General features: G+C 52.8%; 23 protein-coding genes and 1 tRNA gene. 12 read left to right on the forward strand and 12 right to left on the reverse strand.

Annotation, left to right across the window (positions count from 1 at the left end; all coding sequences use genetic code 11):
* Nucleotides 1–62: 62 nt before the first annotated feature.
* The 3 genes from MBOO_RS10295 to MBOO_RS10305 form a co-directional block, all read right to left on the reverse strand.
* Nucleotides 63–713, reverse strand: coding sequence for a TfuA-related McrA-glycine thioamidation protein (locus MBOO_RS10295; RefSeq protein WP_012107546.1), 651 nt, complete (start codon nucleotides 711–713; stop codon nucleotides 63–65).
* Complete coding sequence (locus tag MBOO_RS10300) at nucleotides 676–1,887, reverse strand: YcaO-related McrA-glycine thioamidation protein (protein ID WP_012107547.1); 1,212 nt, start codon at nucleotides 1,885–1,887, stop codon at nucleotides 676–678. Before MBOO_RS10300 ends, MBOO_RS10295 begins: the two co-directional genes overlap by 38 nt.
* A 305-nt stretch (nucleotides 1,888–2,192) precedes the next feature.
* Nucleotides 2,193–3,353 (reverse strand): nitrogen regulation protein NR(II), encoded by a 1,161-nt coding sequence (locus MBOO_RS10305; RefSeq protein WP_048068446.1) that lies wholly within the window; start codon nucleotides 3,351–3,353, stop codon nucleotides 2,193–2,195.
* Nucleotides 3,354–3,911: 558 nt separating this feature from the next.
* On the opposite strand from MBOO_RS10305, the gene MBOO_RS10310 reads away from it, so the two are divergent.
* Nucleotides 3,912–4,643 carry a helix-turn-helix transcriptional regulator gene (locus tag MBOO_RS10310; RefSeq protein ID WP_232385602.1) on the forward strand — a complete coding sequence of 244 codons (732 nt, stop codon included), beginning with the start codon at nucleotides 3,912–3,914 and terminating at the stop codon, nucleotides 4,641–4,643.
* On the opposite strand, the gene MBOO_RS10315 is transcribed toward MBOO_RS10310, so the two are convergent.
* The 4 genes from MBOO_RS10315 to MBOO_RS10330 form a co-directional block, all read right to left on the reverse strand.
* Nucleotides 4,640–5,491, reverse strand: a complete 852-nt coding sequence (locus tag MBOO_RS10315) for a UbiA family prenyltransferase (protein WP_012107550.1) — start codon at nucleotides 5,489–5,491, stop codon at nucleotides 4,640–4,642. The genes MBOO_RS10310 and MBOO_RS10315 overlap by 4 nt on opposite strands.
* A gap of 262 nt (nucleotides 5,492–5,753) precedes the next feature.
* Nucleotides 5,754–6,716, reverse strand: a complete 963-nt coding sequence (gene cysE / locus MBOO_RS10320) for a serine O-acetyltransferase (RefSeq protein WP_012107551.1) — start codon at nucleotides 6,714–6,716, stop codon at nucleotides 5,754–5,756.
* Between the two features lie 13 nt (nucleotides 6,717–6,729).
* Nucleotides 6,730–7,659 (reverse strand): cysteine synthase A, encoded by a 930-nt coding sequence (cysK, locus tag MBOO_RS10325; RefSeq protein WP_012107552.1) that lies wholly within the window; start codon nucleotides 7,657–7,659, stop codon nucleotides 6,730–6,732.
* 526 nt (nucleotides 7,660–8,185) lie between these two features.
* Nucleotides 8,186–8,398, reverse strand: coding sequence for a hypothetical protein (locus MBOO_RS10330; RefSeq protein ID WP_048068447.1), 213 nt, complete (start codon nucleotides 8,396–8,398; stop codon nucleotides 8,186–8,188).
* 89 nt (nucleotides 8,399–8,487) lie between these two features.
* Here MBOO_RS10330 and MBOO_RS10335 point away from each other — a divergent pair, with 89 nt between their 5' ends.
* Complete coding sequence (locus MBOO_RS10335) at nucleotides 8,488–9,672, forward strand: cysteine desulfurase (RefSeq protein ID WP_012107553.1); 1,185 nt, start codon at nucleotides 8,488–8,490, stop codon at nucleotides 9,670–9,672.
* Nucleotides 9,673–9,737: 65 nt separating this feature from the next.
* On the forward strand, nucleotides 9,738–10,793 hold the full coding sequence (locus MBOO_RS10340) for a ThiF family adenylyltransferase (protein ID WP_232385603.1): 1,056 nt from the start codon (nucleotides 9,738–9,740) through the stop codon (nucleotides 10,791–10,793).
* A 38-nt stretch (nucleotides 10,794–10,831) separates the two neighbouring features.
* Here MBOO_RS10340 and MBOO_RS10345 read toward each other — a convergent pair whose 3' ends face one another.
* Together MBOO_RS10345 and MBOO_RS10350 are read right to left on the reverse strand one after the other, a co-directional pair.
* On the reverse strand, nucleotides 10,832–11,155 hold the full coding sequence (locus MBOO_RS10345) for a hypothetical protein (RefSeq protein ID WP_012107555.1): 324 nt from the start codon (nucleotides 11,153–11,155) through the stop codon (nucleotides 10,832–10,834).
* Entirely contained in the window at nucleotides 11,130–11,771 is a 642-nt protein-coding gene (locus tag MBOO_RS10350; RefSeq protein ID WP_012107556.1) for an adenine nucleotide alpha hydrolase family protein, read from the reverse strand. Before MBOO_RS10350 ends, MBOO_RS10345 begins: the two co-directional genes overlap by 26 nt.
* A 297-nt stretch (nucleotides 11,772–12,068) precedes the next feature.
* Between MBOO_RS10350 and MBOO_RS10355 the strand changes: the two genes are divergently transcribed.
* The 9 genes from MBOO_RS10355 to MBOO_RS10395 all read left to right on the forward strand — a co-directional run bounded on the left by MBOO_RS10355 (nucleotide 12,069) and on the right by MBOO_RS10395 (nucleotide 21,133).
* Nucleotides 12,069–12,425, forward strand: a complete 357-nt coding sequence (locus MBOO_RS10355) for a hypothetical protein (RefSeq protein ID WP_048068448.1) — start codon at nucleotides 12,069–12,071, stop codon at nucleotides 12,423–12,425.
* The gene (locus MBOO_RS10360; protein ID WP_048068449.1) at nucleotides 12,422–12,646 is read left to right on the forward strand and encodes a hypothetical protein; all 225 of its coding nucleotides are present in this window, start codon (nucleotides 12,422–12,424) and stop codon (nucleotides 12,644–12,646) included. Before MBOO_RS10355 ends, MBOO_RS10360 begins: the two co-directional genes overlap by 4 nt.
* Nucleotides 12,647–13,080: 434 nt before the next feature.
* Nucleotides 13,081–14,061, forward strand: a complete 981-nt coding sequence (locus tag MBOO_RS10365) for a PLP-dependent cysteine synthase family protein (RefSeq protein ID WP_012107559.1) — start codon at nucleotides 13,081–13,083, stop codon at nucleotides 14,059–14,061.
* A 1-nt stretch (nucleotide 14,062) separates the two neighbouring features.
* Complete coding sequence (locus MBOO_RS10370; RefSeq protein ID WP_012107560.1) at nucleotides 14,063–15,223, forward strand: trans-sulfuration enzyme family protein; 1,161 nt, start codon at nucleotides 14,063–14,065, stop codon at nucleotides 15,221–15,223.
* Nucleotides 15,224–15,336: 113 nt separating this feature from the next.
* Nucleotides 15,337–15,409: transfer RNA gene (locus MBOO_RS10375), tRNA-Cys, on the forward strand.
* A 24-nt stretch (nucleotides 15,410–15,433) separates the two neighbouring features.
* On the forward strand, nucleotides 15,434–16,693 hold the full coding sequence (gene cysS, locus MBOO_RS10380; RefSeq protein WP_012107561.1) for a cysteine--tRNA ligase: 1,260 nt from the start codon (nucleotides 15,434–15,436) through the stop codon (nucleotides 16,691–16,693).
* Between the two features lie 356 nt (nucleotides 16,694–17,049).
* A complete protein-coding gene (locus MBOO_RS10385) occupies nucleotides 17,050–17,286 on the forward strand; it encodes an Lrp/AsnC family transcriptional regulator (protein ID WP_157677676.1) in 237 nt (78 codons plus the stop codon).
* A gap of 1,140 nt (nucleotides 17,287–18,426) precedes the next feature.
* Nucleotides 18,427–19,722, forward strand: coding sequence for an O-acetylhomoserine aminocarboxypropyltransferase/cysteine synthase family protein (locus tag MBOO_RS10390; RefSeq protein ID WP_048068737.1), 1,296 nt, complete (start codon nucleotides 18,427–18,429; stop codon nucleotides 19,720–19,722).
* Between the two features lie 79 nt (nucleotides 19,723–19,801).
* A complete protein-coding gene (locus MBOO_RS10395; protein WP_232385604.1) occupies nucleotides 19,802–21,133 on the forward strand; it encodes a trans-sulfuration enzyme family protein in 1,332 nt (443 codons plus the stop codon).
* A gap of 5 nt (nucleotides 21,134–21,138) precedes the next feature.
* Here MBOO_RS10395 and MBOO_RS10400 read toward each other — a convergent pair whose 3' ends face one another.
* The 3 genes from MBOO_RS10400 to MBOO_RS10410 all read right to left on the reverse strand — a co-directional run bounded on the left by MBOO_RS10400 (nucleotide 21,139) and on the right by MBOO_RS10410 (nucleotide 25,358).
* On the reverse strand, nucleotides 21,139–22,278 hold the full coding sequence (locus MBOO_RS10400; protein WP_012107565.1) for a pyridoxal phosphate-dependent aminotransferase: 1,140 nt from the start codon (nucleotides 22,276–22,278) through the stop codon (nucleotides 21,139–21,141).
* Nucleotides 22,279–22,445: 167 nt separating this feature from the next.
* On the reverse strand, nucleotides 22,446–23,804 hold the full coding sequence (locus MBOO_RS10405; protein WP_012107566.1) for a nitrogenase component 1: 1,359 nt from the start codon (nucleotides 23,802–23,804) through the stop codon (nucleotides 22,446–22,448).
* A gap of 15 nt (nucleotides 23,805–23,819) precedes the next feature.
* Nucleotides 23,820–25,358: a nitrogenase component 1 gene (locus MBOO_RS10410; protein WP_012107567.1), complete on the reverse strand. Its 1,539-nt coding sequence runs from the start codon at nucleotides 25,356–25,358 to the stop codon at nucleotides 23,820–23,822.
* Nucleotides 25,359–26,237: the final 879 nt, after the last annotated feature.

A 26,237-nucleotide genomic window follows, 5' to 3' on the forward strand; every position in this document is an offset into this window, starting at 1 on the left:
CTTCGAGAATGCGCAAAAAGCAAAAGGATAGCGGATGTTGAGACGAGACCGGTGCAGATCTCTTAAACTCCCTTTTTGAGCGTGCGGATATATTCGATTGCAGCGATCGCATCCTCCTTTTTCTGGTCGGCCGGAGTAGCCTCAGTATAGGCGAGGAACCGTTCCCGGGTATCGACATCGATTACCCCACCAGCTACAGATACAATTTTTGGGTATGTTCGCTGCGGGTAGAAGACTGAACGGGCTGCGGCAAGAAAGGCAGCATGGTCCGCTGCGGTTATGATACCTGCAGTTTCTGCCCGTTTAAGTGTACAGCGGATGTTAATGAGAGGTTCTGAGAGCGCGTATCCAGAGATCGGATCAAAGACCAATGCAACTTCGTCATCAGAAATAAGTGTGCCTTCCTTATACATCTGATAGATTTTACCGATACCAATCATTCCTAATGTGTCCATCTCTGCAGCCCGCAGTGCACCCATGCTGGACGCCCCGACCACCACAACGCCCCTTTTTACAGCGGTGAGGATCTCCCGGTGGGCAACCGCGGAATCCTGGTGAAATACCCCGTCAATCAAACCAATGATTGTGGCACCGGCATCGACGGCGGCGAGGATATCACCCCGTTTTGCGGGTAGCCGGTACTCTGCAGGGAGGATTTTTTCCGCAGAAGTCCGATCAAGACTTGGCCCGAGAAAGACGATGGTTTTTGGCATGTCTCAGCCGCTCTCCTCTGCGCTCCGGATCCATGGCATACACCTCAAGACCGGGCACAATTACCCTGACCACCGGGATTCCCACCTCTTCCCGGGTCAGATCCACCACGATTACCCGGTTCAGATCCTGTTTTTTGAGCGCTTCTATGACAACCCGGATATCCCGTGCAAAATCGTCACTGTCAAACGATCGTAGAGCCGCATAGTCCACATATCCGTTATCCTTGAACCAGTAACCGTTGATCCTTTTCGCCCGGTCATAGCCCATCTTCTTCCTGAGCTCGGCGGTTATTGTATCCTCCCGTGCCCCGTGGATCTGGGTAAGCCGGCTCTGTGCTACCTCAGTGAGTGCCCGCATCACCGCGATTCGTGCATTGCTATGGGTGCCGATCCCAATGGTGAGCAACGAGGGATCTTTAAGGAGCACATCATCTGCAACCGCTGCCATCGTGGGAATGCCGATGTCGCTTGTGATATCCCGCACGATCACATCCACCTGCGCATCGGCAAACTTCTTCTGCATATCCGCAAGCATCGGATCGCTGATATTTACTACTGATGGCCCGGTATCGCGGGTGGCTTCCACCAGAGACCATGCATCCCGTTCGATCACTTCGCAAAGCGCGTGAAAGATTGCCTCTTCCCGGGTATTTCCCGAGGCGAGACCGTTGGTGGATGTGCGGAAGATCTGACGGAAATTTCTCGGAAGCGGGTGGAATACAGCTTGGGCCGGGACAAGAAGCTGCTCATCGTTGGCAATATCCCATCCCTCGACCCAGGGAAGTACATGCCCGGGCTGTGTTTCTGCCGGAAGGATAAGATCTGCAGGATTTATCACAGGTTCCCGGTCTTTAAGCATCTCATAGGTATCAAGCCGGACTTTTCGATCATGAATTTCGGAAGAATACCGTTCGATCCCTTCCATTATCCCGGAGATTCGCGACTCCTCCACGGTTGCGCCTTTTCCATTGTATACCGTGATCGCCCCATCCTCTGCTGTCGGCCGGATGCAGGAGAAGACAGGAATACCGATCCTGTCAAGACCCGTGATCTCTGCTACCCGGGTGATGCCGGCAACGGGGATCTTCGGCTCTATGCGTGCAAGGGTCTCTGCGAGCGGTACGGCACGCTGGGTCTCGTTGCTGTAAGTCTTCTTGCAGGAGGAAATACGCATGGATTCACCGGGATTCCGAGGGTTACCTGTTTTTCACTCTTGAGGTTTCACACTCTTGCGGTTTATACATGTCCCCCAGGGCAATAACTCCTCTCCAGCGATGATCCTGTGCTCTGGGGACTATCAAGTACACGGCACGAAGATTCACGATCTCGTTACTAATCACTTCACCGGCCCTAACCGTCTTTACATTACCCGGGACCCGTACTCCCCCTCTTCGGCAGGACCTCTGGGATCGGGATTATTGCAGTTCTGGGGATACACTGATTGCTTTCCATGAACTCAAAGCGGTTGATAAAAGAGATCTAGCAGTGGGCCCGGTTAAATCGGTATGCACCTTTGGGAATAAGAATTTCGAAGCGCAAACCCAGGTCCGGGTCACCGGTTTCCCGTATGCTCATACCGGAATATTCAAGGGTGTCATGGATGAGTTTCAGGGAAAAGTTGCTGGCATTCACGATCTCTTCTTTGAACAGATTGTTCTTCCTTGTAAGGGGAATGCCGGCGCTATTGTCCCCATAGGTGAGCTGAAGGCCTTCCTTTACTTCCGCAAAACTGATCCTGACTTCCGGTGCAGATTTCCCGTTTGCCAGGGTATTTTTCACCAGATAGGCTAACATTATCTCAAGTGCGGGGTCTCCAAAGATCTCCAGCGCATGTGCCTCGGCATCCATCGAAAGAGATCCGGTCTCCATTAAAGAGAAAACTGATTGGATCGCCCTCCCCACATTCACCCAGCAGGGATGTTGCGTACCGAGCTTCTGGTAATCCCTTGTAAACTGGAGGAGAGCATGGATTTTCCGCAGCAGGTTCTCCTCTGCTTCAAAACACTTCATGCACGATTCATTTTTCACGATCTCTTTTGAAAATTCGATGTACCCGCGTATGCTTGTGATCTTGTTTTCTATCTCATGCCAGACAATATTATTCATCAGATGGAGTTTTTTTTGGGAAAGCAGGAATGAACGCTCCATCATTTTGAGGGAAGTAAGATCTTCAAAGCTTTCGATACATCCAAGGATCACCCCGTTTCCGTCTAGGATAGGAACCGCGGTAAAATGCAACCATTTGCCCTTCTTTCCCAAGCGGGGGAAAAAATCAATGGCTTCATAGGATCGTTCAACGCAATCGGATTCCGCCCATTTGTCACGGTACCAGATGCTTAGGTCTTTTGTTGCATCATCTACCAGTAGATCAGCAAGACAGGGCCTTTTTGTTTCGTAAAATGCCGTCCAAGACCGCGGCGTCCCGGATATCTCTTCTCCGGAGATCCCGGTGGATTCTTCCAGCGCCCGGTTCCAGGCAATAACCGAGTGACTGCGATCTATGAGAAATTGCGGGATGACAGACATTCGTACGACGGCACCCATGAGGGAGAGAATGTCGTTGCTCTGATCCACGGAGGGGGTCAGGATTGCAGATAATTTGCCATCTTCCCGTTTTTCCGGATTTGTCGTCGTGGTCATATCTCTCTGGTACAGATTCGGCACGAAGTTGTTCTGTGATGCCTATGCATTAGCCGCGATGAAGAAAGTCTGTCTGAAATCCCAAAGAGAACAGATTTTTCCAAGGATCTTGGATCACTTTACGAGGGAAAACTTTCGGGAAGGACCTGTGTGCCGGTATGGTATCATACTTACTGTTCATTCAGGAAATCAGACAGTGTTCATTGTATCGGCAGGGACAAGTATATTATTACCTGCCGGTGAGTTTTAACGCCATTAAAAATTTCAACGCGGTTATAATCCATTTACGCTGGCGGAGACCTTACCAGACCCGGACGTTACCGCCATGGCAATCCATCGAATTGCATCCGGGTTTTCGAGCAAACTCCAAAGAGAGGCATTCAGTCTTTTAAAAAAACACGCCTTGAAACTTAAAAATCAGAGATCCCGACGTCATATTTCAGGAGGGTTTTTCATACGTGATAGCAATATACACTATTCAGGAAAACACACTCCGGACAGTGCAACATGAGCGATCTTTTGAGTATCATCTCGGCATCCGATAAACGGCGGAATCTTTTGATCCTCTTAAATAACGGCCCAAAAGAATGGGATGAAATTAAACAGATTCTAAAAGTCACGTCCACCGGCATGCTCCCCCAGGTTAAAATTCTTGAGGAAGAGCACCTGATTGAGAGAGCAGGAAAACAATTTTCTCTCACATCTATGGGAAGAGTCCTCACTGCCCATATGACCCCGCTTATCAGAACGATGGATGTATTTGACAAGAACAAAAAGTTTTGGCAGGATCATAATCTTGACGCACTTCCGATTGAGCTTTTAATGGATATCGGAGATCTGGGAAATTACCAGATCCTGGAAACAGCAGATGAGGAAATATTCGGTATAAGCGCTTTTCTGGATAACATAAACAAGGCAAGGACGCTCACCGGCATATCCCATACCGTGCATCCGAGATTCCCGGATTTTTTCCTGAATCTTGCCAAGAAGCGGGTGAAAATGTCCCTGATCCTGACACCCGGCGTTTTTAAAATTATTCAGGAGAAATACCGGCATCTGCTCAATGAAGGATTGAAACTCAAATCCGCGGATGTGTATGTGTTAAAAGAAGACGTCAAATTCTCAAATATTACCACGGATACCTATTTTTCTTTGTCCTTATTCTATAATAACGGGGTATTTGACTCCAAACACGATGTCATCAGTTATGATCCTTCCGCCCGTGAATGGGGGAACCGTCTCTTTTCTTATTACCTTAACAGAGCGGAAAAAATTGAGGCGGATGATTAGGCCATTATACATGACCGGATTACCAGTGTTATGGCCGATTCCCAGTAAATAACGATTTCTCGAAGCCTCCGGCAGATAATTAGCGAGCTTTTTTCAAATGATGATGAGTATACAAGAAGGAAGGATGAGGTAATTACGAAACTGTACACGATTATAATCCATTCATTCTGGATAACATGGAAAAACACTGCATAAGCCATCACGATGTGAAGCGCAACAATAATGATCACCAGGACTTTTTTTGTCAGATTCTCTCCAAGATATGCAGGGAGCGTGTGAATGCCGGCAGCCACATCACCGCGAACATCTTTGAAATCATTCACACATGAAGTGACAAACAGTTTTAGTCCAAAGAAAAGGAAGATCACACCGACAGTTGCAATACTGCCGCAGTAACGGCTTACGACAAGTGCGATCGCTCCTCCCCAGCTTATGCCGATGATAATATTTTTTATCCCGGCTCCACCTTTGAGTTTGAATGCATAAGGTCCGATTTGTAGACCTCTTGTGTAAATATACCCGACAATGAACGGGAAAAAGGGTGCCAGGTAAATCCCGTCGCGTACAAAGAGAAAGGTACCCAGAAGAAATGCAACAATGCAGGCAAGGATCCCTATTCTGCCATTTGCACCTATAAGTGAGGGTTTGTTGATTGCATCTTCTTTACAATCGAGCGCCCGATCAAGGGTATAAGTAGCATAAATGATCAGGGCACAGGCGCAATATTCGGGTATCTGAACTGCGAGACCTGCAAGGAGAAAGGCGATGTGCAGCCGGAGCCCTCCTCCTATTGCAACTACTGTTGATGAATTCAGAAGCCGAAAGGTTGGGTTGCCAAAGATTGACATACCCTAAAAAATTTTGGCCGGCTATGTTATTACAAACGCATGATAAATTTCAACAAGATTAAAATTATTAGATATTTAAATATAATACATTTTTAATTTGTTTTCCTCACGAAAATCTTTGCTCCTCTGCACTTATTCTATCGCCATTCATATTCACAATATATAGTATAATCGCAGTTTCGAGGTCATTGTAAGAAGTTAACACGGGAAAAATAAGGAGATGACATTTTCCTTCCTAAAATGAGTTTCCGACGCAAACGGGTTATCCCGGTCCGGTGTTTTCCCGCTTTTTTGCCCCATCACGCCTCCATGGCTCGTTGAGAACGTTGACCGTCACGTGCTCGATACCATTGACACCAAGAGCCTTAAGTTTCACCTGTTCCGACAGGTGATCCGAAAGGGGGCAGCCGCTACAGGCAAGAACCAGATCGATCTCCACGCTGGTACCTTTTACCCGGACCGCTTTGACCAGACCGAGATCGATGATGTCAAGGCCCACTTCCGGATCGATTACTTCGCGCAATGCATCGCGAATCTGGAGTTCCCAGATCAGTTCTTTCTGGACTGAGGGTGAGGCCGGAGCCGGTTGTGCCTGTTCTATGAGGCGGAGCCGCTCTTCAAACTGGTTCTGCCGCTCCAGCAACCGGCTGGCCACACGGAGCACCGGGTCGGGAAGTACCTCGCCGGCGATTTCCTCCTCCATACCCCGATCCAATCCGGCAATCCTGCCCGGGACCCCGACTACGGTTGCCCCAGGGGGAACTGACCTGACCACAACGGATCCGGCCCCTACTTTTGCGCCTTTGCCAATAATGATAGGGCCAAGAACAATGGCACCGGATCCCAGCGTCACTCCAGCCTCGATAGAAGGGTGGCGTTTGACATTTTCAAGCGCTGTCCCGCCAAGCACAACACCCATATAAATCAGGACATCGTCGCCAACTTCGGCAGTTTCGCCGATAACAATACCCATGCCATGGTCAATAACCACACGGCGGCCGATCGTAGCGCCCGGATGGATCTCAATCCCCGTCAGGAACCGGTTGATATGGGAAACCAAACGCCCCCAGAATTTTAAACCGTGAGACCAGAGCCAATGTGCCCTGCGGTGAATCCAGAGCGCATGGAGTCCGGGATAACAGAAGAGCACTTCGACGGTAGAACGGGCCGCCGGATCCTTGGAAAAAATGGCCTGTATATCCTCCCGCAGCCGGTCAAAAACCATAATTATTCCTCATTTAAGCTTCGAAGAGTTCCGTACTCAGGTATCTCTCACCGGTATCCGGGAGAATGACAACAAGCGTCTTGCCCGCAAATTCAGGCCGGGCTGCCACCTGGAGCACCGCCCATGTGGCAGCTCCACCGGATATACCGATCAGGATCCCTTCCTCTTTTGCCATACGCCGTGCGGTGGCGACAGCATCCTCGTAAGTTACGCGGATTACCTCATCTATCAGGTCCATCTTAAGCACCGGCGGAATGAAACCTGGTGCCAGTCCCTGGATCTTGTGAGGCCCGGCCTGTCCTCCGGACAGGACGGGTGATGCATCAGGTTCAACCGCAATAGCCTTAAAGGATGGCCTGCGGGGTTTGATTACTTCTGCAACACCCGTGAGGGTCCCGCCAGTTCCTACTCCTGCAATGATAGCATCCACATTTCCATCGGTATCCCGCCAGATCTCTTCGGCGGTGGTCTTCCGGTGAACGGCAGGGTTAGCCGGGTTCCGGAACTGCTGGGGGATATAGAAGCACTTGGGGTTTTCTTCAAGAAGTGCCTCGGCCTTCGCTATCGCACCTTTCATGCCCTCCTTTCCGGGAGTAAGAATCAGTTCCGCTCCAAAGGCCCTGAGGAGTTTTCTCCGTTCAATGCTCATTGTTTCAGGCATGACGAGGGTTATCCGGTATCCCCGGGCCGCGGACACCATTGCAAGCCCAATCCCGGTATTCCCGCTGGTAGGTTCAAGAATGATCGTATCCGGTTTGATAAGCCCGGCTGCTTCTGCCGCATCGAGCATGGCATATCCGATCCTGTCCTTGACGCTGCCCATGGGGTTGAATGATTCAACCTTGGCTAGCACCGCAGCTCCCAGACCGCGGGTAACGCGATTGAGGCGCACAAGCGGGGTGTTGCCGATTGTTGCAGTAATATTGTCGTAAATTTTTGCCATAATCTGCCTCTTGATCCTGTCGGAAATCCCTCTTATGGTAGCGAGAGGAAGCCCCTTACTTCACAATTGTTAACTCTTAAGAGATGATATAGTTTGGTTTTCTGCAGGATGGCTCTGCGTTCGGAGGTCTAAAAGATGCCATTTAAGTAATCGGAATTAAAACTCGTGGCAAAATCCAACACAAAATCAGGATATATTATCAAAACGGGTCAATATTATCGTGTTCACATCTACGTGAACAGGAAAACGGCCATGAATACACACTACGCGAATATCGCGGGTCATACGGCCGGTCTGCTACCTGCAGGAAATGTTGTCTGTGTCACTGCACTACCCTTGCCCCAAAAGCTGGCGGTACGTTCAAGCAGCGTAGGAGGCTCCGGGCAGTATTGTACGCCAAAAGAGCTGATTTGAACCGGCTTCCTGTGATCACTTACAGCACCCTGCAGGAGATTTCCGGTTACGGGTATACGCCCGTAAGGGACATATCCTGAATATCCTGATCACCAACGATCCGACTTTCCACTCACGGCATTATCTCGCGGTGTATGGTCAATATATCCGCCGGATCGCCAATCGCCTCATGTACCACAACCTCTTCATCTCCTCCTAGGCATTCGGGATAGTCCACACTCCCCGGCTGCGGCTCTTTTTCTGAGGCTACAGGACCATGATCCTCATGCAGGCTCACCATCAGGAGTGATGCCTGCCTGATAAAGACCCATAGTTTTCGTAGCATCAGGGAATCTTCCCGTTTTGTCCGACAGGTATAGTAAGAATTAACAATTGTGAACTCCAATATAATATTATCAGCAGGGTAAAGTACTGATGATTCCCGATACAATCCGTAAGGATTTTCCGCTGCTTTCCTCGGTCTGCTACCTGGACAGCGCCGCAACCAGCCTTTCACCGGAGCCGGTCCTTAACGCAATGCTCGAGTACGAGCATACCTGCCGGGCAAATGCCGGCCGCGGCGTCCACAGGCTCGCCCAACAAGCCACCCAGAAATACAAGGAGGCCCATGAACGGGTCAAAAAATTTATTCATGCCGAAGAGGGGGAAGTCGTTTTTACCCGCAACTCCACCGAGGCGATAAACACGGTCGCATCGGGCCTTTCCTGGCATGAGGGGGAGGGTATCATTTCCACCCTCCTTGAACATCATAGTAATCTTCTTCCCTGGATGCGCCTGCGTGACCACCAGGGGCTCGACCTCCGTTTTTTGACACCGGCACAGGACGGAGCCTTGGATCCGGCTGCCCTGGAGGCGATCATTACCAAAAAGACGCGCCTTGTGGCCATCACCGAGACCTCCAACGTTCTTGGGAACGTCGTTCCGGTCAGTGAGTTTGCAAAAATCTGTCATGATTATGGGGCGCTCCTTCTGGTGGACGGATCCCAGTCTGTTCCCCACATCCCGGTAGATATCGGGAAGAGCGGTTGTGATTTTTTCTGTTTTTCCGGACACAAGATGCTTGGACCTACCGGCACCGGTGTCCTGTTCATGAAAGAGCCCTGCCTGGAGCCCCTCGTTGTTGGGGGAGGAAGCGTGGAACGGGTTACAGCCGCAGGGTATACACTTACCGGGGGATATGAGCGGTACGAATCCGGTACACCCAATATCGCAGGTGCGATCGGTCTTGGCCGTGCCATCGAATACCTCAACTCTCTGGGCATGGAAAATATTCAACGCCATGAGCAGGCAATCACCCGGAGAATTATCGAGGGTCTGACCGGGATCGGGAACCTCCATATCTTTGGTCCCGGCCCATCAGGAAACCGGATAGGGGTTGTCTCGTTTACCCTGGACGGCTTTAATCCCCATGATGTTGCCATCCTTCTGGACAGTGAAGCAGATATTATGGTACGGTCCGGCCACCACTGCTGTATGCCACTCATGGATTGCCTGCACCTTTCCGAGGGTACGATCCGTGCAAGCCTGCATTGCTATAACACGATGGAGGATGCAGATCGGCTCGTAGAAACTGTCGGAAAAATTGCCGGGGAACGGTGAACGCAGGGATACGGGGGATGGTTTTGCCAGAGAAAATAGATGAAAAGAGAAGACACACCTCAGAGGTGTCAGCAGCGGGCATATCCCGGGATCCTCTGCTGAAAAAGCCGGACCGGTACTGCCGCCAGCGTCTGCTTCCCCAGATTGGTGCAGACGGGCAGCACAGATTAAACGAGAGCCGTGCCGTGATTGTCGGTCTCGGGGCCATGGGAAGCGCCGTGGCAACAAATCTTGTACGGGCAGGAATCGGGGAGGTCAGCCTGATTGACCGGGACTTTGTGGAGCTGCACAACCTCCAGCGTCAGGTTCTGTTCTGTGAGGAGGACGTGGACCGTCCCAAGGCTGTCGCTGCAGCGGACAGTCTGCAAAAGATCAATTCCTCCATAAAAATCGATTTTCACACCAAAGATCTCAACGTAACCAATGCCGAAAAACTCCTTGCCGGGGCAGATATTGTCCTTGACGGGACCGATAACCTCCAGACCCGATTCCTCATCAACGATGTCTGCGTAAAGCATGTTATCCCGTGGATCTATGCCGGGGCAGTAGGTACAAGCGGTATGGTGATGCCCATTATACCCCAAAAGACCCCCTGCTTCCGATGCCTTGTCCCTGAGCTTCCCGGACCGGGCCTGCTCCAGACGTGCGATATTGCCGGGGTTCTTAATACAGCCCCTACCCTCATTGCCTCCCTTGAATGTACTCTTGCCTTCCAAATCCTCACCGGCCAGCTTGAAACAAAAGACGAAACTGCATATCTGATCAGTGCCGATCTCTGGTACCAGACTTTCGATCGGATTGCCGTAGGGAAGCAGAAGGAGTGCCCTTGTTGCGGGAAGGGCAGGATGGATTTTCTTGAAGCCACCACCCGGGAGATGATTACATCCCTGTGCGGCCGGGACGCAATCCAGATCGCCCCGGTGGCTGCCATGGAAATATCTCTCGAAGAACTAAAAGAGAGGCTTTCACGGATTGGTGAGGTCCAAGGGACCAAATTTATGCTTACGTTCCGAACGGAAACAGAATCTATCACCGTCTTCCGTGACGGGAGGGCTATCATCCAGGGCACAAAGGATGAGGCAAAAGCCCGCTCGGTCTATGCCCGGTACATAGGGCTCTGAAGAGAAAACACTGGAGATTACTCTTTTTATTTATTCACTTACCTGTACGGAGAATTCCTGTTGCCGGCCCCCCTACGGTCGCGGGGTTTCCGGATTGCTGAGGATCCTTCCAGCCAGCCGGCAATTCGCGCAGCCTGTTCTGTGGCAAGATTCTCTGAATCCGTTTTGAGGATAAGCCGCCCGTCATTATGGATCGATACCTCGCACTTGTCGTGCACAATAAGGAGAAACCTGGCATTTGTGATAATTGTACATACCTTTCCAAGGCTCTCTTCGCACCGGTCAAAATCGAGACTGAAATGTTCCTTTGGAATGGCTTCGAAGGCGGCCGTGGTCTTACAGGGCTTCAGGATCGAGTACATACATTCCCTCCAGCGACTTTTCGATAAGCACCCTGAGATCGAGTTTCTGCTCTTCACCCAGGATATCCCCGGCCCGGGCCGCTGTTGCCGGTTTTTTGGGAACTATCGTGCAGCAAAGGCCGGGAAGCGTGGATATCTCGTACGTACCGATCCTTCGGGCGATATCAATGATCTCTACCTTGTCCATACCAATAAGCGGTCTGACTACAGGGATCCGGATCACCAGATTCTCTACCATAAGATTCTGGAGTGTCTGGCTCGCCACCTGACCCAGAGATTCGCCGGTCAGGATCCCGACAGCTCCTTCTTTCTCTGCGATTCTCTCCGCGATCCGGTACATCATCCTCCGGCAAAACAGGCAGTGCAGATGGCGCTCGCAGTTCCGTGCAAACGCTATATGGTTGGGCCCGTGAGGAACCACGTAGGTCTTGATAGGGCGCTGAGTCAGGTGCTGGAGGTGACGGATCAGGTTCATTGCCTTGTGCAGGTTTTTCTCATCGGTAAAAGGGCGGTTGTCCATATGAACAGCGATAATCTCCACCCCTTGGTGGAGCATAAGGTATGCCGCAACCGGCGAATCAATTCCACCAGAAATAAGAGAAACCAGCTTTGCCATGGATGTACACCTGTATCAGGTTCAACAAGGGGATCTTCTGGGTATCCCCATACCTGAGGAGAAAGAACCGGGGGTAAAGTCTGCTTTGGCAGATCTTTTGCCCTGACCCTTTACATGTTATGTTCACAATTGTGAATGCTATTAGGAAATCGTGGGTGCCATTACATAAAGGTTCTGCACAAACTGCAAGGCCGTTTAAGTCTCCATACTTTTGTTATATTACCAAAAGTAATACTTTCGTTCATTTTTGCCTCAAAATTATGCTTTATATGCATACAAGGTAACCTAATACTAACTATGCAGACAACAATAGATCGCGAGACCCGCCGGGAATACCGGCAGAAGATTCTCGCCAACCTTTCCACCATCGTCAACGAGATTGACGAGCTTGACCGGGTAGCTGCCCAGGCACGGAACCACCTGCATCTGCACGACCGGTTCTTTTTCCAGCAGGGAGCTAACCTTCAGGAGGACGAATCGTACGGCACCCGAGAAGATCTGACAGAATTGTACCTGGACACCTGCCAGATGATATCCAGGCTCAACCGGGCCCGGGCACACATGAGTACCGTCTGCAACCTCATGCACTTCTATGATTACTCATCAAATCCTGTCTTCCAGAGGTACACAGCAGAGGAGGCACAGCAGCAATGACTTACGGTACGTTAGGGTTTGGATTCTTCCGGGACAACGCACGGTTCCGGCAGAAGGTCCTGTACTGGCACATCATGCCGGCATGCTCGGAGCTGGGATTCCGGTGCGAAGGAAAGTCCACCGCTGAATCCCTGGAGTCCTTTTCAGAGGGGATCCGTATCCAGAGCCAGATGGCCTTTGCATCGGCTGCTGCGCAGCTCGCAAGGGACAGACTCATGTAATTTTTGCACGGTATATCCCATCAGGTCCTGACAATTTCTTTGTTTTCCTTTGAGTATTGGCCCAATTGCCGGCTCGAATGGCAAAATGATTTTTACCGCTATCTATATCCTTTTAAGCATAAACAAAGAACTATTGGGATACATCACAATTGAGAACTTTACCCTACCCACACAAAATTCAGGAGAAATCAAAGGATGGATGCTCTTTCCCGGAACCCGGATATGCGGCAGAACAGGATGTACCTTCAGGTTCCCCACCCGTCCCTTCTCTCTTTTGAGATCATCTGTTTTCCGTGTCGTTGCTGATGCGATACCCGGCGTGCCGGTAACAGGAATCAATCGCCAATCAGGGCTTTTCCGATTTCCCCGCAACCGCCTGCCTCCCGCACCGTATTTGATCAACCACTCTCATGCACTACGAAAGGTGATTTCCCGTGAAATTCTATGAAAATATTATTGACACCATTGGCAGTACGCCACTCATCCGCCTCCATCGCGTGCTTCCCCCGGAGACGCAGCCGCTCGTTTTGGCAAAAACAGAGAGCTTCAACCCAGGGGGGAGTGCCAAGGACCGGATTGCAAAGGCAATGCTCCTTGCTGCCGAGCATGACGGGAAGATCCAGAAAGGGGGAACCGTTGTCGAACCGACCTCGGGAAATACCGGGGTCGGCCTCGCTCTCTTTGCCGCATCACGGGGGTATCGGATGGTCTTTACCATGCCCGAGAAGATGAGCAAGGATAAGGAGCTCCTCCTCCGGGCCTTCGGGGCAGAGGTGATCCGGACACCCACAAATGTGCCGCCCGAGGATGAGAGGAGTTATTACAAGGTGGCAGAAAAGGTGGCAAAAGAGACGCCGGGATCCTTTGTCCCCAACCAGTTTGCAAACCAGAACAACCCGCAGGCCCATTTTGCCACGACGGGCCCGGAAATCTGGAAGGACACTGACGGAGAGATCACCCATTTTGTCGCAGGAATCGGGACCGGTGGCACGATCTCCGGGACTGCGCGGTACCTCAAGGCTAAGAACCCGGACGTCAAGATCATCGGTGTAGATCCCGAAGGTTCAATTTATCACCATGTATTCTATGGGACGCCTCCCGAATCCCACCCCTACAAGGTCGAGGGAACCGGAGAGGATTTTATCCCGGCAACCGTGGATCTCGATATCGTAGACGATATTATCGTAGTCAGCGATGCCGATGCATTCCGGACGACACGGCGACTGGCGCGGGAGGAGGGGATCCTGGCCGGGGGAACCGCAGGTGCCTCAGTCTTTGCGGCCGCACAGGTAGCGCAGAACCTCAAGAAAGACGACCTGGTTGTTGTGCTGCTGCCGGATACCGGCCGCAACTATATCACCACGATCTTTAATGACGAATGGATGAAAAATAACGGCTTTGGGGACGTGATATGATATGAAGTTTGAGACCGCCGCAGTGCATGCCGGAGAAGAACCGGCCTTTTCCGAGGGGGCATCAGGAGACGTTGTAATTCCCATTCACCTCTCGTCCACATTTGCACGCGTAGACGTGGCAAAACCGACCGGAGGATATGAATATTCCCGGAGCAGTAACCCGACGCGTCTGGCACTCGAACAGAAACTGGCGGCAATCGAGGGTGCACGCTTTGGTTTGGCGTTCTCCTCAGGACTTGCCGCGGAAACCACCGTAGCCCTCTCCCTGCTCAAAAAGGACGAACACGTAGTTGCATTCGATGATCTCTATGGAGGCACACGAAGACTCTTTACCCGGGTGTTCCAGGAAAACTACGGGATTGACTTCTCTTACGTGGATGCACGGGATGCGGAGAATGTGAAATCCGCACTCCGGAAAGACACCCGTTTTGTCTGGCTGGAGAGCCCCACCAACCCCCTCATCCGGCTCTGTGACATCCGGGAGATTGCCGGGATCGCCCACGATGCTGGAGCGCTTGTGATCGTGGACAATACCTTTGCAAGCCCGTACTTCCAGCACCCGCTTGCGCTCGGTGCGGATATCGTGGTCCACAGCACAACCAAGTACATCAACGGCCATTCGGACTCAGTGGGTGGGGCCGTGATGCTCTCTGAAGAAGACCTGTACCAGCGGATCCGGTACAACCAGAACGCTGCAGGTGGCATCCTCTCACCTTTCGACAGTTTCCTTGTTGCACGGGGCATAAAGACGCTCGCCCTGCGGATGGAACGGCACCAGAAAAATGCCCTTACTCTTGCAAAGTACTTTGAAGGGCACGAAAAAATCAGCGCCGTCTACTATCCGGGCCTCCGCACCCATCCGCAATATGCGCTTGCCAAAAAGCAGATGGACGGATTCTCCGGTATGATTTCCTTTGAGGTTAAGGGAGAAGGGAAGGCTGCGCTCAGATTCCTGCGCTCCCTCTCTCTCTTCGCGCTTGCCGAGAGCCTCGGAGGGGTTGAATCGCTGATTGAACACCCGGCAAGCATGACCCATGCCTCTATCCCGAAACACGAGCGGGAGAAGGTAGGGGTGACCGACTCGCTCATCCGCGTATCGGTTGGCATTGAGAATGTAAAGGATCTTGTCGATGACCTGGAACAGGCATTTGAAGAGATCTGATCAAAAGGGGTGAGGGAGAAAAGATGATGATGTAACCCATGAAAAGTTTCTTCCAGGTTTCCCACAGCCTGACCGGGGAACCGGGCAGCGATCCAGAAAAAAATAATTCTAGTGCCGGTGTGGCAGAGCGGTTAATGCCTTCGCCTGCAGAGCGAATGTCTGGGGGTCCGACTCCCTCCGCCGGCGTCCAAAACAACGAGGATCACTGCCATGAAACTGTACAGCACGTTATCACGAACCGTTGAACCGCTGGTGACGCTTCACCCTGACCGGGTCGCGCTCTTTGTCTGCGGCCCGACAGTTTATGATTATTCGCACCTGGGGCACGCCCGGACCTATGTTGTCTTTGACGTCCTCGCAAAGTATCTCCGGTGGAACGGAAAAGAAGTGTTCTACCTCCAGAACATCACCGACGTGGACGACAAGATCATAAACCGCGCAAAGGAAGAGGGAGTCTCCCAGAGCGAGCTTGCCCGTAAGTTCGAGACCGAGTACCTCCGGGATATGAAATCACTTGGGATCGATGCGGTCAGTTACTATGCCCGGGCAACGACCCATATTCCCGAGATTATTGATCAGGTGCGGCGCCTTGTTGACAAAGGCGTAGCCTACGTTACCGATACCGGGGTGTATTTCAACCTCGATACTTTTGACCGGAACGGTGAGCTCTCGGGCCAGGAACGGGCAAAACGGAAGAGCCGGGTCTCCGACTCATCAAAGCACAATGCGCTCGACTTTGCGCTCTGGAAACTGGGCGAGTTCGGGGAGTACACCTGGGACTCACCCTGGGGCAGGGGACGACCCGGGTGGCATATCGAGGACACGGCAATCTCCGAAAAGTACTTCGGCCAGCAATACGACATGCACGGCGGGGGACTCGATCTCATCTTTCCCCACCACGAGGCGGAGATCGCCCAGATGGAGTCGCTTGAAGGAAAACATCCCATGGTCAGGTACTGGCTGCACACAGGGTTTCTGACAGTAAAGGGCGAGAAGATGTCCAAGTCCTTAGGGAACTTTATCACGATACGTGATGCGCTTAAGACCTGGAACAAAGATGTCCTCCGGTACTCCATTCTCCTCTCCCACTACCGGTCGCCGCTCCAGGCAACCGACGAAGGGTTTGCAAACGCCGCAAAAGGGCTCGAACATATCCGGGCAATAGCTACAAAAGACAAAGGAGCCGACGCCGAGGGACGCAAAGCGTTTACCGATGCCATGGAGACTGATCTCAACACGCCCATGGCCATTGCAGCGATCCAGAGACTTGCGGGCAATGGGGATCTTGAGGCGCTGCGGGAGTACGGGGAGATCCTCGGTATCAATTTCCTTCGGGAATCAAGCGCTCCCTTAAGCGTCCTTGAGGATATCCGGGCCGAACTCCGGGCTAAAAAACAGTTTGAAGTGAGTGACCTGATCCGTGATCGGATGGCAGCGGCGGGGATCCATATCACGGATAAGCGGCTCTGACCATTTTTCCTTTTTTATCACCGGGGTTTCTTACAGAATCCGAAACGGATCCGTTCCTGTGCGGGGACAATGGCCAAAAAATGGTTGCGATAGCGATAATGCGCGGCCATTTCTGCCGCATTATATCCTGTTTTAATCAAATCTGGGCGACATTTGCGGATTTCTCCACTGGTATATACCGGGCAGTCGGACTAGATTACCTGAGGATTTTGCACACGCCCTACGATCCAGATAAGGATACTAACCCCATCCACCCCTTCGACGCAAAAACCAGGATCAGCGGGACGTGTGTCAAAACCTTCTGCCGCACGAAAAAATGCGGTACAGCTGAAGTACAACCACAGGAGATGAACCATTTGGCAAAAGTATACCTGAAATTGGATCTCGAAACCGGAAAAGAGAATGATGTAAAAACCGCACTTAAAAAAGTCGCCGGAGTAAAGAGCGCTGACTTTGTCACCGGAGCTCACGACCTTATCGCCACGATCGAAGCCAAGAGTTTCGAGGATGTCGTAACAAAGACCCTGCCGGAGGTACGCAAGATCAAGGGGATCAAGAAGACCATCACGGACTTCGCATTCGAATGGGCCTGATCGCCCCGTACCGGCATTATATATCACACCTCATCATCGCTGTACAACCGGGCGATCTTCGGGGGATCCCTTCCCATTAAAAAAGGATCCTCCCTCTGCCCGGCACTTTTGTAACCCCACTTACCTTGTTCAAGGATATCTCCCTTTTACCCACCCCGCACATGGCGGACTTTGTGGTATTCCGTAGGTGCCACCGGCCCGGCATACCTGCCACACGCATTTGCCGTACTGGTATTCAAAACCAGAAATTACCGGCAAAAATGAGCGTAAAATCAGGGTATATACCACGGGCAGATCCATATGCACGTGTTCACTCTTTCGTGAATAAGGTGAAAAGAAGTATGACTACCCTTCCCTGGTATGCCCCGCAACCTGTTACACTTTGGCGAACCGGTGGCGCGTATGGTACTTCCTGTTCCGGCGCAGAACCCGCAGGAGTTGTAGAACGGCTGGGCGGCATCCGGAGCTCCGGGCAGTGTTGTCGTCAGAAACATGGCTTATCAGAGTCCGCCAGATGAGAATCTTCTACCGGTGCAGCACCAAAAGGGCAGGATGCGCCGGTTTTTGATTCCCGTCCTACCAGGAGAGTCCCTCCTCGGCCGGTGAGCACCACGCACCGGCCACATTCCCGTCGTCTCATGAAATATTGCCTCAAAAGATCGATTGCACACCCACCCGGGAGTTTCGGCCCCCCCGGGTACCTTTTCCTTCGCATTTTCTCTCATTCCAGATCACATGCCGACTACCGTGACCGACGAAAGAGGTACCGGCGGTATCCGATACAGACAAAATTTGCCGATACCGTTCGGAAAACATGCAGTTTGATCGTTTTTTTACTCATTTCTCATGATATATACGGGATTTTGAAGTAACCCTATATCCGGGACAGCAGGGACCGGCACTTGTTCGCACGGCCTGCTCCACCATAAGGTTAACCTGTCTTTCCGGATCCCGTTCCCCGGGGGCAGAGTACCCGCTAAAAAATTCCCTGTACAGCGAGGAAATTTTAGAGTTTGCGGAAATGAGTATACCATGACAGGTGATATCTTCGGATTCCTTTCGAGGGCAAATCCGTTCTCAAAGAAAGATGCAGACAAGAAAGAACAGAGTAAGGAACAAAACAAAACCGAGGCGATAGCCATTACCGAAAAAAAACTCAACCTTGGAACGCTTGCCCTGCACGCGGGGCAGGTTCCGGACCCGGCCACCGGGTCACGGACAGTACCGATCTACCAGACCTCCTCGTATGTGTTCAAGAGCACGGAACACGCTGCCAACCTGTTTGGTCTGCGGGAACTGGGGAATATCTACACCCGGCTCATGAACCCGACCACCGATGTGTTCGAGAAGCGCATTGCCGCCATCGAGGGAGGAACCGGGGCGCTTGCCACGGCATCAGGCCAGGCAGCAATCACCTACGCGCTCCTCAACATCACCCGGCCCGGGGACGAGATCGTCTCTGCCGATAACCTGTACGGCGGTACCTATGAACTGTTCCACTACACGCTCCCGAAGCTCGGGAGGACGGTAGTCTTTGTTGACTCCACCAAGCCCGAGGCGTTCAGGAATGCAATTACTCCCAAGACCCGTGCCATCTATGCCGAGACCGTGGGTAATCCGAAACTCGATACCCCTGACTTTGAAGCGATTGCAAAGATCGCCCACGACAATGGCATCCCGGTGGTTGTGGACAACACCACCGGTGTCGGCCTTGTCCGCCCGATTGACCATGGCGTAGACATTGTCGTTCATTCGGCCACGAAGTACATCGGCGGCCACGGCAACTCCATCGGCGGCGTGATCGTTGATTCGGGCAAGTTCGCCTGGAACAACGGCAAGTTCCCCGAGTTCACCGAACCGGACCCGGGCTACCACGGCCTCAAATACTGGGATGCGTTCGGGAACTTCCCCGGCCTCGGAAACGTTGCCTTCATCTTCAAGATCCGGGTTTCACTGCTCCGGGATACGGGAGCAGTCTTAAGCCCGTTTAACGCCTGGCTCTTCCTTATCGGCCTTGAGACCCTCCACCTGCGTGTGCCACGCCACTCCGAGAATGCCTTTGCCGTTGCAAAGTTCCTCAAAGGTCATCCCAAGGTCGCATGGGTCAACTACCCCGGGCTCCCGGAGCACCCCAGCCACACCTTAACCAAGAAATACCTCCACGGCGGTTTCGGCCCCCTCGTCGGTGTCGGGATCAAGGGTGGGGAGACCGCAAGCAGGAAGTTCATCGATTCCCTCAAGCTCTTCAGTAACCTCGCTAATATCGGCGATTCAAAGAGCCTTGTGATCCACCCGGCAACCACCACCCACCAGCAGCTTACCGCTGAGGAACAGGCCAAGACCGGCGTTACTCCGGATGCCGTCCGCCTTTCCGTCGGTACTGAGGATATCGAGGATATCATCGCTGATCTCAGGCAGGCACTGGACAAGGTATAATATTCCTTTTTTTTGGCAGTTTCCCCGGGCAAACGGCCCTGGTGCAGCATCAGCATCCCCCAAAGGAGCGCTTGTCCTGGTGGGGGGGAATGCGGCAGGAATTGCCGCCAGCGGTGGTAATAACCCCGGCCGGTTCGTAGGGGATCAGGCAGAACCTACCCGGGACCAGGTAAACGCCCCGGGAATTCTCGATGCTATCATGACTCCCGAACCATCGCCCGTACGGGGGATCCGTACAACTGCAATCCATGCCGGGGAGTCCCCTGACCCGGTGACCGGGGCCTCGGCCCCATCGATTGTGATGTCAACTGCGTTTGTCGCCGATGCCGGCGTTTCGTTCTCGGCCGAGGACTTTGGTGACAACACCCCGTACCTGTATACCCGGTGGAAGAACCCCACGGTCGACCAGCTCGAAAAGAAGCTTGCCGCACTTGAAGGAGCCGGGGGATCCGTTGCATTTGCAAGCGGAATGGCGGCCGTGACGGCACTTCTCCTCTACACCCTCAGGGCCGGGGACCACCTGGTCATCAGCGATATCTCGTATGCCGCAACAGCGGAGATGACCAATGAGCTGCTCCCCCGGCTTGGTATCGGCGTAACCAAGGTGGACATGTCCGACCCGGCCAATGTGAAAGCCGCTTTGAGGCCCAATACGAAACTTGTCTATGCCGAATCGCCCGCAAACCCGATTCTCAGGCTTACCGATCTCGAAGCGGTTGGCCGGATCGCCCACGAAAAAGGGGCCCGCTTTGCGGTGGATGCCACCTTTGCCTCGCCGATCGGGATCCAACCCACGCAGCTGGGGGCAGACTTTGTGCTCCACTCCCTGACCAAGTACATCAATGGCCACGGCGACGCAATCGGTGGGGCGGTAATCGGCAGCGCACAGGACATGGCCGCAATAAAAAAGGAGATCGCAATCCGTACCGGCGGGATCTTAAGCCCGTTTAATGCCTGGCTGATCCAGCGGGGCGCAGCCACGCTCCCCCTGCGGATGAGGGCTCACGAGGAAGGTGCCCATGCGGTTGCGCAGTTCCTTGAGGAGCATCCGAAGGTGACCCGGGTAATCTATCCCGGCCTTCCCTCGCACCCCCAGTATGCGCTTGCACAAAAACAGCTCAAAAATACCTCCGGCATGATCACGTTCCAGGTAAAAGACGGCCTTGCCGCTGCACCGGTGATCGCAAAACGGCTCTCGGTGATCCACTATGCGGTCTCGCTTGGCCACCAGAGGAGCCTGGTCTTCTACCTGCCCACGCGCGATATGCTCCGGACCTCGTTTAAGCTCACCCCGGCGCAGGAACAGTCCTTCCGGGCCTTTGCCGGGGACGGGATCTTCCGGCTCTCGGTGGGCCTTGAGGACCCGGCCGATCTTATCGCCGACCTCGCCCATGCCCTGGACGGGATCTGATCTTTTTATCCGAGGTTTTCGAGGCGCCGGCACGCTTCACGGAGAGTCTCTTCCTTTTTGGAGAAGGTAAACCGGATCTTCGTCTCTCCACCCTCATGGCAGAATGAACTGCCCGGCACGGCAGCAACACCGACGGATTCGATCAGGTGGCGGGCGAACGCGACGTCGGTCATCCCAAATCCCGCAATATCCGTGAAGATATAGTACGCACCATCAGGGAGCTGGCAGGAGAATCCCGCTTTCCTGAGACCATCGTAAAGGATCTTCCGCCGGCGGTCATAGTCACGGGCAAGCTCATTGTAATAGGTGGAGGGAAGGTCGAGTGCGGCAACCGCGGCATGCTGGAGGGGTGCCGGTGCCCCGACCGTGAGGAAATCATGGATCTTACGGATGCGTGCGGTCAGCCGGGCATCGGCAATCGTGTACCCCACCCGCCAGCCGGTCACGCTGTAGGTCTTGGAGAGGCTGTTGATGGTGACCGTGCGGTCTTCCATGCCGGCAAGCGACCCGATCGAGACATGGCGGTGGCCGTCATAGAGGATGTGCTCGTAAATCTCGTCGGTGATCGCGATCACGTCGTGCTCGGCACAGAGGTCGGCGACAAACTGCAGTTCGTTTCTTGAAAAGACCTTTCCGGTCGGGTTGTTGGGGGTATTGATAATGACCGCCCGGGTCTTTTTCGAGAACGCTGCTTTCCAGATCTCCTCGTCAAGCGGCCCGTTACCGAGCGGGACATAGCGGGGTACGGCCCCGGAGATAACCGCGTCGGGCCCGTAGTTCTCGTAGAAGGGTTCGGGCACGATCACCTCGTCACCCGGGTTTACGAGTGCGATCATGGATGCCATCATCGCTTCGGTGGAGCCGCAGGTGACCGTGATCTCCGTCTCCGGGTCTGCATCGATCCCGTTGTAGCCCTTCACCTTCCGTGCAATCGCCTGCCGGAGATCCTGCGCTCCCCAGGTAATCGCGTACTGGTTGTAGTCACCATTGATCGCTTCACAGGCGGCCTTTTTGAGCTCGTCCGGGCAGGGGAAATCGGGGAACCCCTGGGCAAGGTTTATCGCCTTGTGGGCGATGGCAAGACGGGTCATCTCCCGGATCACGGATTCGGTAAAGGAGTCCGCACGGGAAGAGGAAAGCATCATGGTACCATCTGGGGCAGCAAAGAGGATAATCTCATCTTTTTCTTTCGGGATCCGATGAACACGGGGACCGGAAAAAACGGCCCGGAACACCGCCAGGGGATCAAAAAGGGGAGGCGGGAAGTGTGTCTGCACTTACGTAAACAGAGGTGTGACATCCATTGCCTTTCTCAGAGCGGCCCGGTGAATTTTGTAATAATGTCTTCCATGAGCACGATGCCGCCACGGTACCCGGCATACGAGTGGTCGATAATCATCCGGTCGTTTATCGGGAACGAGACACTCAGGTGCAGCGCATCGTTAAACTCATCGGTAATGTACTTTTCAAGCGAGCTTGCGAGCAGGACTAAAAAACTCCTGCCCTTTAACAGCTGCCGGATCTTGTGCGTGTCCGACTCAAAGAAGATCTCGGGTTTCACCACGCAGTCGATGTGCTCATAAAGCTCGCGCAGGATCTCCGGGCGCTTTTCTTCCGGAGGATTATCCGTGATAATGGTAATATCCGGCAGGTACCCAACCTCGTTTGCGATATATTTCGTGATGCCGATTGCCGTAGCGCTGTCGCCGACGACTGCGGTGTACGAGTGTGGCATCCCGATAATCAGGGCATCTCCGAAATACTCCACGTTACGGTATGCCCTGCGCTCTTCAGCTGCGACAACCTCCTTTACTTTTTTCTCCGGGATGCCAAGTTTTTCTGCCACGATGCCAAGCAGGGCCGTTGTCTGCTGGGGACCAACAGGTACGCTCGGGAAGGTGACGTACGGCGTCCCAAACTTCTCCTCAAGCCTTTCTGCTATGCTGTGGCCAAGCCAGGGGTTAAGAACGAGGTTTAACTCGGCAGCCGGGATCCGTTTTAATTTTTCCGGGCCGTCAAACTCGGTAAAGATCGTGTTTACCTCAACACCGATCTTGGCAAAGGTGTTTTTGAGTATCTCCAGATCCCCTTTCCAGAACACGTGCTGGAATGGTACGACCCCGAGAATGTTGATGGTGCGCTTCTTCTTTTTTATGGGCACCAGGTACTGGTCGATCACGGCATTTAAGAATAATTCGTACCCCTTGTACGTATTCCCGGAAAATCCCGGCGCGTTCACGTAAATGATGGGTATCCGGTTCTTCGTCTCCTCTTTGAATTCCCTGACCACGGATTCTACATCGTCCCCGATAAGTGACGGTACGCAGCCGGTTATTACCACGAACAGGCTGCCATCCATCAGTTCAGTTGTAGATCTGATGAGTTTTCGCAGCCGGTCCTCTCCACCGAAGATAACATGCTGCTCCACCAGGGAAGTACAGGGTGTGCCGGTGCCGCCCTGCACACCCGGTGCGCTCTCGCCCGAGGTGTAGAACTGGCCGAAGAGCTGGGCGACCCCGCAGCCCCCTCCGGAATGCAGGACAGGTACCGCTCCATACACACCCAGCGTCGATGCATAGGCACCGGCAAGCGAACACGAATACCGGGGTGCCTCCTGGATATCATGGATATCGTCGCCTGATGATTCATTTTCAATGCCCGTTTCCGCCATTTTGCTCCTCCCTCTTTAGACAGCGTCCTTTTCGAGGTAGTAAAGCGGGTTGGGCTGCCTGAAGTACCAGTCCTTGTACCCGTACTGGGTCTTTTCGAGCATAGTTTTTTGCCAAGAGATACTTTTCATCCCCTGGAGCAGGAAGCTGCCATAGGCCACGGCTCCCGCATATGCGGTCTGCTGGCTCCACTTGAGATTATCGCACCGCACTGCATGGGTACGGGTAGCGCCTTTGTTCCGCTTGTAGGCACTTCCCTGGAACGGGCAGGTCAGCGTAATATCCGGGTTGAGCATTCTTGTGATATGAGCCTGTTCTGCAGCCTGGAAGGTATTGACCAGGATGTTGAAATCCCCGACCTGGTCAACGACTTTTTCAAGGTCTTCCAGGATCAGGTTGTCATAATCCTGGGACAGGGCTGCTGATGACTTAATGCCCAGTTCATCGAAGTACGGCAGTTGGGATAAGAGCCGGCCCTGGCCAAGGGCACCAAGCATCTCAATCTTCTTGCCGTTGCCCTTGAAGTTTTGGAGTTCTTTTCGGATAGCATCCATGCGGGGACCCCATTTCCTGTGTTCCTCTTCGATGACCGTCTCGGCCTCCCGTTCTTTTCCGGTGTACTCCGCGATCTTACGGAGCCATTCGTCCGTATTCTGAAAACCTACCGGAGACGGGTACATGAAATAGGGTACGCCGTATTCCTGCTCCAGGCCCCGGGAGATATAGTCCGTATAGGATGCACAGAGGGGAGCTGTTACCGCCGCCTCGGAGAGATCTTCGAGTTGCTGCACGCTTGCAAACTCCGGGACAAAATTCGGCCGCAGTCCCATTCTTTTTAAAATGCCGGTCATCTCCCTGCGATCCTGCCAGGTGTAGGAGAGCATGCTTGCGATATTGATTAAGTCATCCTGTTTCTTTTCAGGCTTTTTGACCAGGTACTTTAATACGCCGTGCCAGAATGCATCGTAACCGGTTTGTACGAGTCTCGACCGGATGCCTTCGCAGTGGACCGGTACAATCTTTGCCTTGATGTGAGGTTGCATAGCGCTGACAGCGCCTTCAATGTCTTCTCCAATAATACCGGATGCACAGGAAGTGAGCACAAAGATTGCCCGGGGCTTATACCGCTCTTCGGCCACTCGTATGGCTTTTTTGAGTTTGTCACCGGCACCGTAGACAATGTCCTTCTCGGTAATTCCCGTTGTCAGCCAGTGGAGGTCAAAGGGAGGCCTGCCATCTGCTGCGGGTATATTGCGGAAGAGTTCCCTGTACCCAAGAGCTGACGCCGAGCAACCTACCGGCGCATGGAAAATGAGTACGGCATCCCGTATTGTGCTGATACGGATGGCAAGGTAAAAATTGAGGGCACACCCTGCTGATTGCTGGAATTTTCGCTCGCTCAATTTGAGATTGCCGGCTTTTGCATCTTTAATTAACTGGGTAACCGGGCCATAGTACACGTTGATACCGTTGGCCCGATCCTCCCGGTTGGGGCAGGTCTTCTCTTCAAGATTTAGTTTTTTATCGCAGATGTGGACGTCATTTTTTGATTGCATAAGATCTCCTCTTTTTTTACGTCAGCAGACTGTACAATTCGGGCGCCTTTGGCCGGGTTGCGGTACATTTTTTAGCCTGCTCTTGATGCGTTACTGTCGTCTTTTATGGGGGTGAAGTCATAAATACACAATGAAAAAAGCAATAATGGGGGGCATTATTCGGTTACCGGGAATATCGCGGCAATATCAGGTATTTTGATCCGGAAAAATGCCTTGCGCGATCTCATAATGACCTCTGCGACCGGAATATTTTCAGGAAACAGGGTACCAAAGGGAAGGCAACTGAGTATATTCTGGTCAAACGAATCCCGACATTGCTCCGATAAAGTACCCGGGTCTGCCTGACGTTAGGGTACATCCCCAAACCTCCCTATATATTAGTGCATTTCCCTCCATCCGGCCCCGGGTTTTGCCTTCCAAAAGCGTACAATAGCGTTTTTTTACATCCTCACAAAATCCCCGGTTTGCCAAAAAATGCACGTAGGGGGTGATCCCGGAAATAGTGTGTAAAAGTGCACCGGTTTTTGCACCGGACTCCGGGAAAATGGTGTCCGGAGGGGTAATCCGGGGCCATAACGGGCCCGAATTTTGGGGGTACTACTAGGGGGATCAGGCACGATCCGGTCATGGTGACCCTGATTAATGGCAGTGCACCCGGTGGCGGGTAGTTTTTTTGATGAACGGGTACTGGCTGAAATGGTCATCGGTTCTCCGGAATCTTCAGCTCGTGACACACTCTTTAAAAAAAATCTTCAGCAGCTGAGTGACCGATTTTCCGGAATCTTCAGCTCGTGACACACTCTTTAAAAAAAATCCTCAGCTGCTGAGTGACCGATTTTCCGGAATCTTCAGCTCGTGACCCACTCTTTAAAAAAAATC

The organism is Methanoregula boonei 6A8 (assembly GCF_000017625.1).
Classification (GTDB): Archaea; Halobacteriota; Methanomicrobia; order Methanomicrobiales; family Methanospirillaceae; genus Methanoregula; species Methanoregula boonei.